Below are 14,636 nucleotides of genomic sequence, written 5' to 3' on the forward strand. Positions count from 1 at the left end.
TTGCCTGACCGTTTCCTTCCTTGAATCCACCGTATGAGCCGACTTGACTCCCTTTTGCCCCTGCTGGCCTGCCCGCGTTGCGGCTCCAGACTGATCCAGCACGAGAGCCGGGTGGTGTGTGGCGGCTGCGAGGCGGCCTACCCCCTGCGCAATGGGGTGCCCGTGCTGCTGCCGGAAACCATCGAGGAGGCGGGAACGGGGGAGGCCTCGGTGGACGATCCGGTATCGCGCCACCCCTACAGCCAGGAGTCGCTCAGGATCATCGAGGAGCACCGGGACGAATGGGTGCTCGACTTGGGCGCAGGCGGCAAGCTGCAGCGCTGGGACAACGTGGTGCAGATCGACATCTTTCGCTACCCCATGACGGACGTGGTCGGCTCTGCCGACCGGCTGCCGTTCCGGGACAACAGCTTTGGCGCGGTGATCAGCCAGGCGGTGTTCGAGCACCTGCAGTACCCTCAGGCGGCGGTGGAGGAGATTCGCCGCGTGCTCAAGCCGGGCGGCGTGGTCAAGATCGACACCGCCTTCCTGCAGCCCGAACACGGCTACCCCCACCATTTCTACAACGCCACCGAAACCGGCCTGCGCGAGTGGTTCCGCGAGTTTGACCTGCGTTGGAGCGGTGTGGAACCCCACCAGCACCCGCGGTGGTCGCTGAGCTGGTTCCTCGGGGTCTACCTGGACCGCCTGCCCGCCGATGCGGCAGCGCTGCTGCGCACCGCGCCGCTGGGCGAGGTGGTCGACGCCCTGCAGCGTTCCGGCACGGGGGCGGCCCAGCCGCAGGACGTGGCCATCATGGATGCCCTCGGCGCGCTGCCCGAGCACCACCTGCGCACGCTGGCCGCGGGGGTGTCCATCCGGGCGGTCAATCCTCCCAAGACCTTGTCTTCGACATCGATGCCATCCCTGGCGGGGGCGTCTCCCGTCGTGGCGACTGACCTGGACCGCAAGCTGGCGGCTGCGCGCATGGACCTGGAGTACCTGCGCTCGGAGCTGACCACGGTGCATGAGCGCCAGTTGCTCGCCAACGACCAGGCGCGCTACATGGCGCAGTACTACCGCCTGATCGCCGATGCTGGCGAAGAGGTATCCCTCGGGGCTGGGCGGCGAGTGCATGCCTTGTTCCACGCCAAGAACATGGTGCGCGCCGTGGTGCCGCCAGGCATGTGGCGGTTCATGAGGGATGGCTGGCGCACATTGTCTGGCGCAAGCGCCGCGCAGGGCGCGAAAACAGTCCCCTCTCAGGCGGTGGCCGCGCCGTTCGTCTCGGCCGTGGTGCAGCCTTTTGATGTGGCGGCGCTCACCGCCACCTTCTTCTCGCTGGTGCACCAGACCTACTCGGGCTGGGAGCTGCTGCTGCTGGGGCACCCCGACCAGTCACCTGCAGTGCGCAGGGCCATGGAAGACTTTGCCCGACTCGATTCGCGGCTGACCATCGTTGCGCGGACGGATCCCGAAGGCGACTACGATTGGCGCGGACAGTATCGCCTGGTGCTGCAGGAGGGCACCACGCTCTCCTTCAACGCGCTGCAGGAGATATTCACCTTGGCCAAAGTGCGCCCCGATACCTGGGCCATCATGGCAGACTACGACGCCTTCCTGGGGCGCGATGACGTGATGCCGCCCATGCGCTGCCTGAGCGCCCCGGTGCCGCAGACCGACAGTTCGTTTGCTGTCTTGGCGCCTTGCGTCCTGCTCGCGGGTGACGCATTGCGCCGAAATGGTGGCCGCAGCATCATTGATGTGAACTATCAGCAGGTCGCCCATATCCCATTGGTGCTTTTTCACACGCTGCAAGAGCCCTCATCCCTGCGAGTCGCTCCCCCGTGATTCGTTGAACTTCCACACTATCTTGAGACACGCATGAAGAATTTTGCACAAAAGATCACGCTCGCCGCTGCCATGGTCGCGGTGTTGCCATGGCTGGCCGGCTGCGCGACCTCGCAGACTGCAGGCAGTGCAACCGCCGCACCGAGTACGGTTTCGAAGGAGTCCAAGCCGCTGAACCTGGTGTTCGCATCGCCTGCGCTTGAGCCCAAAATGGCGCAAATTGGCGTGCTTACCAATTTCAAACGCTATTGGCAAGCCCATGTGGACCGCAACTGGGGCGTGCGCTACGATCTGGAGCACGGGATCGACCCCAAGCGGACGGATTCCAAGTTCTATGCCGATTACCATGCGAAAGCATGGATCCTGAAATCCATCAAGGTGCATGATGTCACCCAGGATGGCAAGAATGCCAATGTGGAAGTCGAACTCACACTGGTCGATCCGACCGGGAAGAAGTCTGACTCCAATTTCCGCACCTCCGATATCTGGGAGATCGTGGATGGGCAGTGGAAGCACGTCAATCTCGACGCTGTTCTGAAGTCTCGCTGATGAGGGGCCGTGGCAGCGCCGCAAGGGTCAGTTGGGTACGCCCGCTGGCTCTCTGGCGACTTGCCTCTGGCCCGCTGTGCCGCAGCAGGGCAGGCCGCAGGCTTGCCGTGTCGGGCGCAGGAAAAGGACAACGGGCGCTTGTTGCTGAGGTGCAACATCCTTCGCCCTAGTTGTGACACCAAACACATTTTATCTACGCACCCCTGCGCAAACCGGGGGGCGATTGTGTAGGATGCGAATCAACAGTCCATAGAGTCCGCTTGTCTAGATTGTGTACGCGGGGCGGATTGTTGAAGTATCTGGTGTAAACTTGTAAAGCTATGAGTGTGGGCTTGCTCAGGTGCTTTTTTTAATTTTTATGGAGAAATCTGTGATGAAGAAGAAACTTCTTGCTGTAGCAATGGGCGCCATGCTCGCTGCTGGTGCTGCAAACGCTGTGACCGTGAATCACGCTGGTTTGGGTGATTTGCTGGTCGCTCCCTCGTATTTCATCGGTGGGGGATGGCAAAGTGAGTTGAAGGTTATCAACACTAGCCTGACGCAATCCGTCGTCGCCAAGGTCGTGATTCACGACAATGAGCGCTCCGAAGAACGTCTTGACTTCTTGATCTACCTGTCGCCTGGCGACGTGTGGGTCGGTACCCTGGCAAGCCAAGCTGCTGCCGCCAACGGCCAAACGACGCGTTCGGTTGTGACGTCCAGCGACGACTCGATCCTGCTGCCTAACTCCAACACCTTCGCATCCGCTGCTACCCCAGCAGTGATCGTGAGCGGTGCTGGCGAAGGCCGCTCGCCACTGACCAACATCGGTTACATCACGATCATCGAATCGCAAGCATTCGACCTCGCTCCTAACCGTCCTGGCGTTGCCAAGGCTGCCATCAAGGCCGCATTTGACGCAGCTCCAGCTGTGGTCGCTGACACCAACACGCCTAACGTGCTGGCCGGTTTCCTGACCATCTCGAACTCGCTGAACGGTCAGAACGCTTCGCTGCCTACCCTGGCACTGGCTGACTACAACAACCGCATCAAGCAAAACATCGGTGTTGACTCCAGCCTGGGCGCTCCACGTTCGCAAGCTACGGTTGCTGACATCGAAGACGCACTGTGGAAGACCTCCTTCGTCGTGCCTTACGTGGTCGGCGGTTCGCAATCTTCGCTGGTGTCCTTCACGTTCCCCACGAAGCTGACGTACCGTAACGTCATCAGCGGCCAGTACCCCTTCCAACAGAAGGTGCAGATTGCTGCTGACGTGTTCGATTACAGCGAAAACACCATCGCCGGTCCAACGTTCAACATCTCGCCTCTGCCACCAGCATCGTCGACCAGCGTGTTCGAACACGACTGGCTGGCCTTCGGTAGCCAGATCAGCGTGGGCACGTTCACCGCTGGCTGGGCTAACGTTCGCTACGCAAACCCAACGGTCTCCGTTGGCCAAACCTCGGCTCCTTCTGTGAACCTGGGCAAGTCGGGCGGTCCTGGCGTTGTTACCTACATCAACACGATTGGCCCAGAAGTCACGTGGCACTACGCTCCTTCTAACTAAGAAGTTGCGACTTTAGTAAAAAGGCCGCCGGCGAGAGCTCGCGGCCTTTTTTTTTTGGGCGGATGCAATGCGGTATCTAATTGTTATTTTTTTGGCTGCAATGGGCACGTTTGCACAGGCTGCAAATTTTGTTTCGATGCACCAGTCAGCACACAGAATTGCCCTGTCTCTGCCGTCCGGCAGCAGCAGCTATACCTTTGACACCAAGGTCGGCTTCAAGGAGCAGTACGCGCCTACCGGCGTGACGGGTTGTGCCATCGGTTTTGGCACCGGCGGCTGTGCCTTCCCTGGCGGCGGATCGCTGTCCCTGCCTGAGTTCACCGGCTTTCAGATGCAGAGCCAGGAATTCAAGATCTTCATTCCTGCAGGCACGCGCTCGTTCCTGTTCTCGGGCTACGCGGCCCAAACTACCCAGTCGGCCTTCGTGCTGCGCTACGGCAAGGAGCCGACCCGTGTCGCTCCCCTGAGCGGCGCAGAGTACCAGGCTGCACAGACCGGCGAGCGCATCGACTCCTCGTTCACACGCCTCATCAATGAAGACGTCGACCATTTCGTCGTGCACGACGGTGGTGGCACCCTGCGCTTCGTGGGCGGCCAGCTCGATGCCAACCGCAGCAGCACTGACCAGGGTAAATGGCTCTATGTGCGCCAGCTGAGCGGCGCCGGGCTCTATGACTACCAGGGCGCCCTCGACGTCGACATGCCCAAGTATGCGGCCGGTTACGCCAAGATCTCCTGGACGACCAGCCCCTTCCCGGATCCCGTGGACGCTGCTTCGCCTACGACCCCGACGACCCCGACGACGCCCACCACGCCGACGACACCTACTACGCCGACGATTCCGACCATCCCCACCACACCGACCGCGCCCACCACGCCTGGATCGGTGACCACCAACGTGGTGTCCACAGCAGGCCAGCCTCTGAAGCTGGATATCACGTTGACGCAGACCACTGCAGACGTCGCTGCCAGCGAGAAGACCAGTGTGTGGATCGCGGCGCGCATTCCAGCCAATGGCCTGTTCTTCACGACCGATGTGTGGTTTTTCCGCAAGGTTGACAGCTGGGTTCAGCTCGGACTGCCAAACCCCGAAACCGTTGCTTACTCCAGTCAGATCACCAATGCAGGAACCCTCAAGTTCACACCCACCATGGATCTGACGGCTGATGACCTGCGTGCGTTCAACGTCGAAATCTATTTCGGCTTCAAGAACAGCAACGGGTCCTTCGTCAACAAGGGCAAGATCTGGTAAACACCAGCCAGCGCTTTGCTCATACGTAAAAAAGGCCCCGAGGGGCCTTTTTTTATTCCATGAAGTGATCGCGCGGCGGGTCGGATCGATTGCTGCGATCTCTTCGCCACCGCTGCTGGTCCCGCGCACAGCGCCGGGGCCAAGACGCCGCGGGGCAGAAGGAGCAACGCCCGACAAACCGGTTCCTCGGTTGTGAACCGTTTCGCTTCGATGCTTTCTGCCGCGCAGCCTCCTAAGTGGGCTTCATTGCCGGGGTGCGCTGGGAACCTGGAAAGGGTTGGCACCCTGGTTCTGCTGCATGTTGGCATTGTTGCGTGCAGCATTCAGTGCCTCGGACAGGCTGTTGAACACCGTGTTGGCTGCGTTCGGTGAGTTGGCTGCCGGTGGGGCCGCCGGGGCTGCCGCTGCCTGCTGCTGGGCAACCTGCCCGGCATTGGCCCCTGGTGGGGGCGCGACCGCTGCGGCGGCTGCCTGCGTGGCGGCTGGATCTCCGGCTGGCGCCTGCACTACCGGCGTCGCGCCCTGAACGGGGGCCTGGCCTTGCGCCACAGGGGCCGGTGCCCCCGGGCCGGCGGCCCTGTCCGTCTTTTTGGTGAAATAGATGCTCTGCTGCCCGCCGGGTGCTGACAGCACCACGTGGGTAGGGTGCACCTGTGTCAGCGTGAATTCGCCCAGTGTCTGCCCCTCGCGGAAGGTCGAGAAGGGGCGCCCCTCGGTGGCCGAGCTGGCAAAGCGCGGCCCCAGGCGCACATTGGCCATTTTGACGCTGCCTGCAATCACCACACCGTACAACTGCAGGTCCTGGTCGGTAACCACGGCGGGTGGCGGCGGTGGTGGTGGCGGCGGGACGGGTGGGACGCGGTCCGGCCATGCCTTGCGCTGGGCGTCGAAGGGGTTGGCGCCCCCCGCCTGGAGGGAGGCGGCCGCAGGAGGCGCAGTTGCGGGCGAGGGGGCAGCCACCACAGTGCCTGGGCGCGCGAGCGCGCCAGGAGCGGTACCCTGGGGGGCGGTCTGCGCCAGTGCTTGTCCACCCAGGGCGATGCCGGCGACGGCCATTGCCAACTGCATAGCCATGGCGCTGGGCGACGGCTTGTCCGGCGGGGGTGAAAGGAAACCAAGAGTAGACATGTACTCACTCCCAAGAAGTCGAAATGCCGGGCAAGCCTGGCGGGGAAAAGTGCTGCTGGCACGGCCTGACGGGGCGGTCAGGACATGAAGGCGGTGGGTGGCAAAGGTGCCTCGGGCGGCTTGTCGGCATGCCCTATCGGGAGTGATTTTCGCAGAGTGGCGGGTGCACATCGCGCTACAGGATGTGTCGGGTCCCGGGCCAGTGACGCACCGTTCAACCTGTGGAACCTGTTCCTGTCTCCCGTGGGGCGGTATGTGGCGGCTCCAGCATGGCCATCACTTCGGGTCCATCGCCGTCATCCACCCGGCTGCTGCGCAAGCGCACAAACACGGTGCCGGAGCCGAAATGCCCCAGCGTCTGGTATGAGGCCGATGCCCGTGCCCCGGTTCCCAGGTACCCGACACAGATCTGCCGCAAAGGATCGGGGCTGAGCTCCAGCACCCAGCCTGCCTGCAGAGGTGCGGGCACCTCCAGCTCTATGCCTTCGAGGGTGCGTCGGCTTGGCTGGCTAAGGTCCCCCAGCGGCCCGGGCGGTACCTGCTGCAGCCGGTGGGCCTTGTGCAGCCAACCGTCGTCGGCATGGTGTTTGGCGAAGTAGACGGCGGCGCCGGCCTCCATCAGGCCCTGCTTGTGGGGGGCGTTGCGCCAGGCATGAATGGCCTGCGCCTCCGGCGCCATGGCCATGCCCAAGCCCTGCCGGCGCAAGCGCAGGCAGAGGTCGGAGTCCTCGAAGTACATGAAGAAACGCGGGTCGAACAGGTCTCCGCCTGCGTCCAGTGCACGGCGGTGCACCATGACCGCGCCACCGGACAGCGCCCGCTGGCGCAGCGGTGCATGGCGGGCTTGCCAGTAGCGCAAGGCCTCAGCCCCCGTGGCGTGGCGAACCCGATCCCGGATGGGGGGCTCCCTGCGGGCGCGCTCGGTGGCCCATGCGCGCACGGCCGTGGGCAGCCAACTGGGCGGCAGACGCCACTGCAGGTCCGCATCAAGAAACTGACGAGGGGCGATCGCCCCCAGCATGGGGTCGTGGGCCAGCCCTTCGATCAGTGCCGCCGTGCAGCCCTTGACCAGGCGTACATCAGGGTTGACCAGGAGAAAGCAGTCGGCCGAAGAGGCAGCCACAGCCAGATTGCAGCCCCGGCCGAATCCGATGTTCCCCTCGGCGCGATGGCAGTGGACTGCCTGCGGGAGCAGTGATCGCAGCAAGGCCCATTCGGCATCGTCATCGCTGTTGTCGACCACGCGCACCTCGATGCCCGGCGCATCCGCCAGCACCGACGCCACTGCCGCCGCAACCTCGGCGGCATCCCGGTAGTTCACCAGAACGGCGCAGCAGCTCAAGCCCATGGGCCCTCCTTGAGCGGGGTGGCGCGCACCAGGAAGGCATAGGTATTCCAGCTCACCGGATCCGCCTTCAGGCGCGGGGTGTGCGCCCAATGGCTGGCCCAGTCTGCGGGGGCAGGTACCTGAACGCGTTCCAGGTGCTCCACCGCAAATCCCGCGCTGGCCAGCAAGTCCTGCAGGGTCTTCCAGGTGAAGAAGCGTACATGGGTGACGCAGTGGATGCCCAGCGGGCAGTAGTCCCAACGCCCCTCGATCAGGTCGGCCATCACGCCCCAGTGGCCCACATTGGGAATGGAGATGAGCACCGATCCGCCCGGCGCCAGCAGGCCCCGGGCCCTGGCCAGCCAGGCACGCGGGTCGTTGGCATGCTCCAGCACGTCCAGAAAACTGATGCAGTCGAACGCGCCCTGGCCTTGCCCCAGCAGCCCGTCGAACGGCTGCGTGAGAAAGTCGCCCTGCCACACATGGTCCACCTGGGTGCGTGCGGTGCGGCAGGCCTCTTGCGAATACTCGGCCAGGTGGGTCTCGCAGCCGCGCAGTTCCTTGACAGCCTGCAGGAAGCCGCCCTCACCACCGCCCACGTCCAGCACACGGGCCACGCCGGCAGGTAGCAGGGGCAGCATGTCCTCGCGCCGCGCCTGGTGGTAGCTGGCAAAGTCGTGCACGAAGGCACCGGGTACCCAATGGGCGCTGCTGCGCACGGTGCCGGCGCGCACGGCGGCCACCGTGGTCAGCGTCACCAGCGGTACATGCTGGCCACTGTCGGGGAGGAGGGGGAGCTCGCGCGCACCCAGTTGCTCCAGGTAGCGCTCCATGCCGCGCACCGTGCAGTAGTCGGGTGCCAGGGCCGGGGGAAAGCCCGGGTCGAAAGCGTGCACCGCCGTGGGCGCATCCTGTGCATCGTCGAGCGCCTGCCCCAGCCGCTCCAGCACATCGGGGTCGATCATGGCGTGGCCATGGCGCAGCAGCAGAACGCGGGCGTTCCCGTCCAGCGGGGCCGCGGCCGGTGCTTGCTCCAGGGCCTGATGCCATGCCTGCGGGCTGGCCAGCGCCTGCGTTTCCAGCCACACGGTGGGTGGTGGCAGCACGCGGTGCAACTGGTCCCAGCCATGGCGAAATTCTTCCGACGACAGCGGGCTCGACGCGGTGGAGACGATGACCAGGGCAATGGGGGTCATGGGGCTGCCTTTTCCAGGGGGTCAACACCGTCGCCCAGCAGCGACTGCGCCATGGCGCGCACGTCGCCGCGCTGCTGAATCGCCACACAGGTGGTCGTCACAGGCAAGTGGGACTCCCACTTGGCTTCGAAGGCCGTGCCGCTGTGCGCAATCCGCTGGGCCGTGGCGCGGGGTAGAGGGGGCTGCGAAGGCGTGTCCGACCAGTGCTCGCAAAAAGCATCCACTGCGGCCGCTTGCTGGCCTGCATCCTGAGCCTGCAGCACCAGGTCGGTGGCGTAGAAGTCCCATCCCAGCGCGGGATCCATGCGCAGGCCGCTGTCGCTGCGCACCGCCACCAGGAGTTCATCAAGGCTGTCCACCAGGCTGGGCAGTTCCGCAGGGCCGCGCAGCACATGGCCGCGGTCAAGCACGTGGCCTGCATGGCGTGCCTGTACGCCGGCGCCGATGACACCGTAGGCGCCCACGATGGAAAGCCGGCCCAGTCGCTGCTCGGCCTGCGCGATGGCCTGGCTGAACAATGTGTCCCAGCCCTCAGGCAGCACCACATCCTGGTGCAGCCATACCACCCAGCGTTGGGGGGGGCTCGCATCCATCACGTCGTTGAAAGCCTCTGCCGCTGAGCTGGCATTCCAGCGCAGCCAAAGGGGGCGCTTGCCCGCCTGCAGGCAGGGCGAGGTCAGTAGCCGCTCGCGGGCCACCTCCCAGCGGCTGACACAGGCCAGGAAAAGGAATTCATCATCATCCACGCAAGAGGTCATGGTTGGAGGTGTCTTTCAGCAGGCCGGGTACAGCGGTAGCAAGTGAGATCCCCACCACCGCGCAGGGTTCACGCGGATGTGTTGCTCCATGAACGCAAAGGCCCGTGCATAGGTGGCCTGGGCATCGTCCTGGGGGTCCCACAGCGGCGACAGGGCCACCGAATGCCGGCGGCCACCGTGGGCATGGCAGGCAAAGGCCGCCAGCAGGCTGCCCGACTGCGTGGCCAGGCGCAGCGCGCCCTGGGCTACCTTGCGTTGCGCGCCCAGAAAAGGCAGGCACACGCCGGGGCCGTCGGGCGGTGCCGGGGCATCGGCCAGCACCACGACCACGTCGCCCTGGGCCAACATGCGGTAAAAATAGCGCATCGAGGTTTCCGCATCCGCCAGCTTGCCGCCCTGCAAGTGGCGCTCCAACCCGCTGTACTTCAGCCGGAAATGGGCCCTGATGGCAGGGTGCACACGCGGGTCTTCCGACACGATGGACATGACAGGGTGGACGCGCGTGCCGCGGCTGGCCAGGGCCGCAATACCCAGCACGAAGGTTTCCAGATGCGGTGTCACCAGCACAAGGCCGCGCCCCGGTGGGCGGGTGGCCAGCGTGTCCAGCGCTTGCGCCGCCTCGATGTCGAAATGCGAAAGGCCCCGCAATTGCAATGCCCGCGCTTCCATTTCTTCGCGGGCCACGGTTTCGAAGCGCTCCACCACTGCGTCGGCCACTTGTTCGGGCGGCAGGAGCTGTGCCAGGCCCTGTTCGACCATGGCCGCCACATGCCGGTGACCCAGGCTCAGCGAGACCCAGTCGCGGTCGTGGTGGGCATTGATAGCGCCGCGCCAGCGGGCCATGGGATAGGCCAGGGCATCAGGCAACCGTGCCATGGCGGGCACCAGCCAGCCGTACTCGGGCGCCTGCGCCCTGAGACTCCATGGGGACAATGCAGCGGCTGCCGACATGCTCAGCGAAAGTCCGTATCGCCACCCGTCAGCCACCAGGGCTGGTTACGCAGGGCAGCAGGCACCGCTGGTGCAGTGCGTTGTGTCACGCAGTAGGGGCAGGCGGATTGTTCGGATGCCTGTGCGCCATCCGGCGGGGGCGCGAGCGCCTGCAGGTGGCGTACCAGAGGCTGGCTCAGCCAGCTGTTCAAGGCCCTGGCCCCACCGTGCGCGGCCAGCTCGCGGGCGGCAGCCAGCAGGGTGGGAGTGTCCTGCACGGCACCCAGCCAGTCCAGCAGCTCCCAGTCCGCCGCCGGGCCCTGCCCAGGTCGCAGTACCACAGCGCCCAGAATGCGGCGCGAAAAGCGGCCGCGCACCCACCAGCACCGGTACGGTCCATCAGGATGGTTGGCAAAGCGGTGGCGCCACCAGCGCGCGTCGCGCTGGGGTAGCACGAAGCCCTGCGCGGTCTGGCGCAAGGCATCCCACAAGGCATCAAGGCGGGCGTCGGTGTGCGCTGCACTCCAGTCCACGGGGGCGCAGACCCAGGGGCGTTTCCAGAATGGAGTGGGGCAGGAGGGCGTGTTCCAGCGCACCTCCAGCACCTCGCCCAGCGGGGTGTACAGGCCGAGCTTTTCACCCAGGCGTGTGTGGCGCGCGCTCGGAAAGCCAAACCCCAATGCAAACCCGCCGGGCGAGCCGATATGGTCGTGCAAAAATGCCTGGGTGGCTGTGGCAAACGGCCCCTGGCGCGACAGAATGCCGCGCGCCTGGACTTTCACCATCACATCGCCCAATTGCACGGCCTGCAGCGGTTGCCCCTCGCAGACCAGCGTTCGGGCTGTTCCGCCGTAATGGGCTAGCAGGGCGCCATCTTCGTCCCGCGTGCCGGTGGCGCACCCCCGTCCGCCGTCGTATTTCCAGCGCCAGAGCGCTTCGCTCATGGAATGGCCGAACACCTGCTCAAACAGGGCGCGGGTCTCGCCCATCTGCGATTCGCCCAGCTCGACGGCATGCCATGGCCGCACGCTCACGCACCGGCTCCGCTGTTCCATTGGTGGGGCAGGCTGACCAATCCCTGCTCCAGCCCGGTCTGCACCACGCGCAGCGTGATCGCGCGCTCCACGACTTCATAGACATGCAGGCCGCGCTCGCACGCCAGGATGATGGATACCGTGTAGTCACCCTTCAGGAGCGGCAGGCGCGGCAGCGTGAGCACGCCCATGCCGGCGCCCGAGGCGTTGCGGGACAGTTCCACTCCATCGTTGGCGCTTCCAGCGCTGGCCACCACGGTGCCATTGGCGTGGGCGATGCCGATGGCCACCGAAGGGCAGGGCAATGCCGGGTCGCTGGCAAAGCGGATGCGCACCTCCAGCGTGGTCACCCCGGAGTGGATGGCCAACTCGCTGGCAGCAACGCCATCGGCCAATGCCTCGATGCCGGTGAGCACGGCGGTGCCGTCTGGCGCCTTGCGCACCAGGGCGCCATCGGCCTTCATGCGGGCTTCAAAGCGATCGGTGTCACTGGATCGTGCGTCGCCATCCGTGGCGGGCGATGCCGGCTCGGCATCGTGTGCCCCCAGGGTGGACTGCTGGCTGGGAGGGGCTTCCATCACCAGCGAAGTCTCGTAGGCCGCTGTTACCCGTGGTGCATCGTCCCACATGCGCATGCGTCCCCCTTCCAGCCACAGGGCGCGGGAACACAGGGCCTGCACGTGGTACATCGCATGCGAGCAGAACAGGATGGTGGCGCCCTTGTCCTTGAGGTCCATGATGCGGTCGAACGACTTGCGTGCAAACGCGCCATCGCCGACCGACAGCGCCTCGTCGATCACCAGAATGTCGGGCTCCACGCTCGTCGCCACGGCAAACGCCAGACGCACGAACATGCCGCTGGAATACGTCTTGACCGGCTGGTGGATGAACTGGCCGATGTCGGCAAACGCCAGGATGCTGTCCAGCCGCTCGTCCACCTGAGCGCGCCCCATGCCCAGGATGGCGGCGTTCATGTACACGTTCTCGAGCCCGCTGAAATCGGGGCTGAAGCCCGCACCCAGCTCCAGGAGGGCTGCCACACGCCCGCGCACTGCCAGCGAACCCGTGGTTGGGGCCAGCGTGCCACACACCATCTGCAGCAAAGTGGACTTGCCGGCGCCATTGCGGCCCACCAGCCCGACCACCTCGCCGCGGCGGATGTCGAAGCTCACGTCCTGCAGCGCCCAGAAATCGCGGCTGTACTGCTTGTAGCGGCCCCAGAGCAATTGCTTGAGCCGGTCGCTGGGTTGCTCGAACAGCGAAAAGCGCTTGCCCACGCCACGGGCCTCGATGGCCAGCGCCGGGGCGGTGTCTGCGGGGGTATCAAACGACATCGGAGAACCCCGTGCGAACCTTGTGGAAGAAAGCGGCGCCCGCAGCGGCGATGACCGTGCAGGCCGCCAGCAGCAGCGCCAGGGCCTGCCAGTCGGGCCAGCGGCCATGCAGCAGCACTTCGCGCGTCCCCGTCATGATCCAGGCCAGCGGGTTCAGCAGCAGCCAGGGGCGCACTGCCTCGGGCAGGGCCTCCACCGGAAAGAAGATGGGGCTCAGGAACATCAGCGCGGCCACTACCATGCCCAGCAACTGCCCCACATCGCGCACGTAAGTGCCCACCCCGGCCAGAAGCCAGCCCAGGCCCAGCACCAGCGGCAGCAAGGGCAGCCAGACCAGCGGCAGCGCCAGCATGGTGACGGACAGCCCATGGCCGCTGAGCAATGCCAGGCCGACCAGCAGCAGTCCAGACACCCCCAGCCCCACGGATGCGCTGACCGCATTCACCCAGGGCATGATCTCCAGGGGAAACACCACCTTCTTGACCAGGTGCGGCTGCTCCAGCACCAGGTTGGGCGCGCGGTTCACGCACTCGGCAAAAAAGCCGAAGACCGCCAGCCCCGCGTAGATGCGCAGTGCGAAGGCCATGTTGCCCTCATCCACCCCATACCAGCGCACGCGCATCACGTGGCGGAACACCAGGGTGTACACCCCCAGCATCAGCAGTGGGGTGAGCACCACCCACACCATGCCCAGCCACGACTGGCGGTAGCGTGCATGCACTTCGCGGCGTGCCAGTTGCATCACCAGCGACATGTGGCGCCAGGGCCACAAATACGACAACAAGACTCTCAAGGGCGGTAACCGTAAAACAGGGAGGAAGGCCACCAGGGTTTCCTGCGGAAAGACCCGTGGCAAGAGGTGTCAGGCTTTGGGCGGATCGGCCCGGCCCTCGGCGATATCGCGCATCAGTTCGGGCTGCATCAGCTTGAGAATGTTGCCTTCACGCACCAGAACCTTGTGCAGGAACAGCACCTGAAACGCGCGGGTGACCGTCTCCCGGCTGGCATTGATCATGATGGCCAACTCCTGGTGGGTTGGGGCCTGGGCGACCTCGGCCACCCCGTCGACCGGGCGCTGCGGTAATTGTAAAAGCAATACGCAAAGCCGTTGAAACGGGTTGGGAAGGCTCAGCAGCGTGCGCTGCGCCATCACCGTACGCACCCGCTGCGCCAGCCGGGCCATCACCGCCTGCGCCAGCGCAGGGTGGCCCAGGATCAGCTCGCGCGCCGCTGCGCCATCGAGAAACGCCACCGTGGACTTCACAGCGGCGATGACGAATTCGGACGGAGGCTTGCCATCCACCAGCGCCAACTCGCCGAAATAGTCACCGGGATCGACGAAGTACATGCCCACGCTGCGGCCATCCACGGTGAAATCCACCCCCTGAAGCCGTCCTTCCACCAGAAAACCCAGTTCCTGTGTCGGGTTTTCCTTGCCCATCACCATGGCCCGGCGGGGAAACGAGCGCAATGCCATGCGCGCCGACAGTGGTTCCAGGGCTTCGCGCGCCAACGGCTGCAGCAAAGGAAACTGGCTCAACAACTGAACGGAAACGGGCATAGATAGGGAAAAACGCGGCTTGAGCCGATAATACGAAGCCGCTGAAACACGGTGCCAAACGGGCGCCAGAAGGTGTCGATCCGCTGCGGATCGCGCCATGCACCAGTAGGAGTGTGCCGGGCTGCGCCAAGCAGCACATGGCGGCATTACACCACTGGCAACGCTCCCAGCATATTGCCAGCGCTGCGGCA

General features: G+C 65.1%; 13 protein-coding genes. 4 read left to right on the forward strand and 9 right to left on the reverse strand.

The window, feature by feature from the left end:
* Positions 1-33 precede the first annotated feature (33 nt).
* The 4 genes from ASE31_RS03010 to ASE31_RS03025 all read left to right on the forward strand — a co-directional run bounded on the left by ASE31_RS03010 (position 34) and on the right by ASE31_RS03025 (position 5,177).
* A complete protein-coding gene (locus ASE31_RS03010; RefSeq protein WP_157412319.1) occupies positions 34-1,830 on the forward strand; it encodes a methyltransferase domain-containing protein in 1,797 nt (598 codons plus the stop codon).
* A 33-nt stretch (positions 1,831-1,863) separates the two neighbouring features.
* Positions 1,864-2,379, forward strand: coding sequence for a hypothetical protein (locus tag ASE31_RS03015; protein WP_057200034.1), 516 nt, complete (start codon positions 1,864-1,866; stop codon positions 2,377-2,379).
* 373 nt (positions 2,380-2,752) lie between these two features.
* Positions 2,753-3,925, forward strand: coding sequence for a hypothetical protein (locus ASE31_RS03020; protein ID WP_157412321.1), 1,173 nt, complete (start codon positions 2,753-2,755; stop codon positions 3,923-3,925).
* Positions 3,926-3,992: 67 nt separating this feature from the next.
* The gene (locus ASE31_RS03025; protein ID WP_200961060.1) at positions 3,993-5,177 is read left to right on the forward strand and encodes a hypothetical protein; all 1,185 of its coding nucleotides are present in this window, start codon (positions 3,993-3,995) and stop codon (positions 5,175-5,177) included.
* Between the two features lie 243 nt (positions 5,178-5,420).
* On the opposite strand, the gene ASE31_RS03030 is transcribed toward ASE31_RS03025, so the two are convergent.
* The 9 genes from ASE31_RS03030 to ASE31_RS32030 form a co-directional block, all read right to left on the reverse strand.
* A complete protein-coding gene (locus ASE31_RS03030; protein ID WP_157412324.1) occupies positions 5,421-6,251 on the reverse strand; it encodes a hypothetical protein in 831 nt (276 codons plus the stop codon).
* Positions 6,252-6,519: 268 nt separating this feature from the next.
* Positions 6,520-7,653, reverse strand: coding sequence for a glycosyltransferase (locus ASE31_RS03035; RefSeq protein WP_057200038.1), 1,134 nt, complete (start codon positions 7,651-7,653; stop codon positions 6,520-6,522).
* Positions 7,644-8,828, reverse strand: a complete 1,185-nt coding sequence (locus ASE31_RS03040; protein WP_057200039.1) for a bifunctional 2-polyprenyl-6-hydroxyphenol methylase/3-demethylubiquinol 3-O-methyltransferase UbiG — start codon at positions 8,826-8,828, stop codon at positions 7,644-7,646. Before ASE31_RS03040 ends, ASE31_RS03035 begins: the two co-directional genes overlap by 10 nt.
* Positions 8,825-9,586 carry a hypothetical protein gene (locus ASE31_RS03045; protein ID WP_157412326.1) on the reverse strand — a complete coding sequence of 254 codons (762 nt, stop codon included), beginning with the start codon at positions 9,584-9,586 and terminating at the stop codon, positions 8,825-8,827. The genes ASE31_RS03040 and ASE31_RS03045 overlap by 4 nt, the downstream gene beginning before the upstream one ends.
* A gap of 15 nt (positions 9,587-9,601) precedes the next feature.
* Positions 9,602-10,462: a hypothetical protein gene (locus ASE31_RS03050; protein ID WP_162261371.1), complete on the reverse strand. Its 861-nt coding sequence runs from the start codon at positions 10,460-10,462 to the stop codon at positions 9,602-9,604.
* 77 nt (positions 10,463-10,539) lie between these two features.
* On the reverse strand, positions 10,540-11,550 hold the full coding sequence (locus ASE31_RS03055; RefSeq protein ID WP_057200042.1) for a GNAT family N-acetyltransferase: 1,011 nt from the start codon (positions 11,548-11,550) through the stop codon (positions 10,540-10,542).
* Positions 11,547-12,884 carry an ABC transporter ATP-binding protein gene (locus ASE31_RS03060; RefSeq protein ID WP_057200043.1) on the reverse strand — a complete coding sequence of 446 codons (1,338 nt, stop codon included), beginning with the start codon at positions 12,882-12,884 and terminating at the stop codon, positions 11,547-11,549. The genes ASE31_RS03055 and ASE31_RS03060 overlap by 4 nt, the downstream gene beginning before the upstream one ends.
* A complete protein-coding gene (locus ASE31_RS03065) occupies positions 12,874-13,665 on the reverse strand; it encodes an ABC transporter permease (RefSeq protein ID WP_157412327.1) in 792 nt (263 codons plus the stop codon). Before ASE31_RS03065 ends, ASE31_RS03060 begins: the two co-directional genes overlap by 11 nt.
* Positions 13,666-13,746: 81 nt before the next feature.
* Positions 13,747-14,445: a Crp/Fnr family transcriptional regulator gene (locus ASE31_RS32030; RefSeq protein ID WP_162261372.1), complete on the reverse strand. Its 699-nt coding sequence runs from the start codon at positions 14,443-14,445 to the stop codon at positions 13,747-13,749.
* Positions 14,446-14,636: the final 191 nt, after the last annotated feature.

Origin of the sequence: Acidovorax sp. Root217, from assembly GCF_001428645.1 — a bacterium.
In the GTDB taxonomy this organism is placed as follows: domain Bacteria; phylum Pseudomonadota; class Gammaproteobacteria; order Burkholderiales; family Burkholderiaceae_C; genus Acidovorax.

What these genes read in the sequence shown, in the direction of transcription:
- ASE31_RS03040 (WP_057200039.1), bottom strand. Translation starts at nt 8,828, where the DNA reads ATGACCCCCATTGCCCTGGTCATCGTCTCCACCGCGTCGAGCCCGCTG.
- ASE31_RS03050 (WP_162261371.1), bottom strand. Translation starts at nt 10,462, where the DNA reads ATGGCACGGTTGCCTGATGCCCTGGCCTATCCCATGGCCCGCTGGCGC.
- ASE31_RS03025 (WP_200961060.1), top strand. Translation starts at nt 3,993, where the DNA reads ATGCGGTATCTAATTGTTATTTTTTTGGCTGCAATGGGCACGTTTGCA.
- ASE31_RS03045 (WP_157412326.1), bottom strand. Translation starts at nt 9,586, where the DNA reads ATGACCTCTTGCGTGGATGATGATGAATTCCTTTTCCTGGCCTGTGTC.
- ASE31_RS03010 (WP_157412319.1), top strand. Translation starts at nt 34, where the DNA reads ATGAGCCGACTTGACTCCCTTTTGCCCCTGCTGGCCTGCCCGCGTTGC.
- ASE31_RS03030 (WP_157412324.1), bottom strand. Translation starts at nt 6,251, where the DNA reads ATGGCTATGCAGTTGGCAATGGCCGTCGCCGGCATCGCCCTGGGTGGA.
- ASE31_RS03020 (WP_157412321.1), top strand. Translation starts at nt 2,753, where the DNA reads ATGAAGAAGAAACTTCTTGCTGTAGCAATGGGCGCCATGCTCGCTGCT.
- ASE31_RS03060 (WP_057200043.1), bottom strand. Translation starts at nt 12,884, where the DNA reads ATGTCGTTTGATACCCCCGCAGACACCGCCCCGGCGCTGGCCATCGAG.
- ASE31_RS32030 (WP_162261372.1), bottom strand. Translation starts at nt 14,445, where the DNA reads ATGCCCGTTTCCGTTCAGTTGTTGAGCCAGTTTCCTTTGCTGCAGCCG.
- ASE31_RS03015 (WP_057200034.1), top strand. Translation starts at nt 1,864, where the DNA reads ATGAAGAATTTTGCACAAAAGATCACGCTCGCCGCTGCCATGGTCGCG.
- ASE31_RS03035 (WP_057200038.1), bottom strand. Translation starts at nt 7,653, where the DNA reads ATGGGCTTGAGCTGCTGCGCCGTTCTGGTGAACTACCGGGATGCCGCC.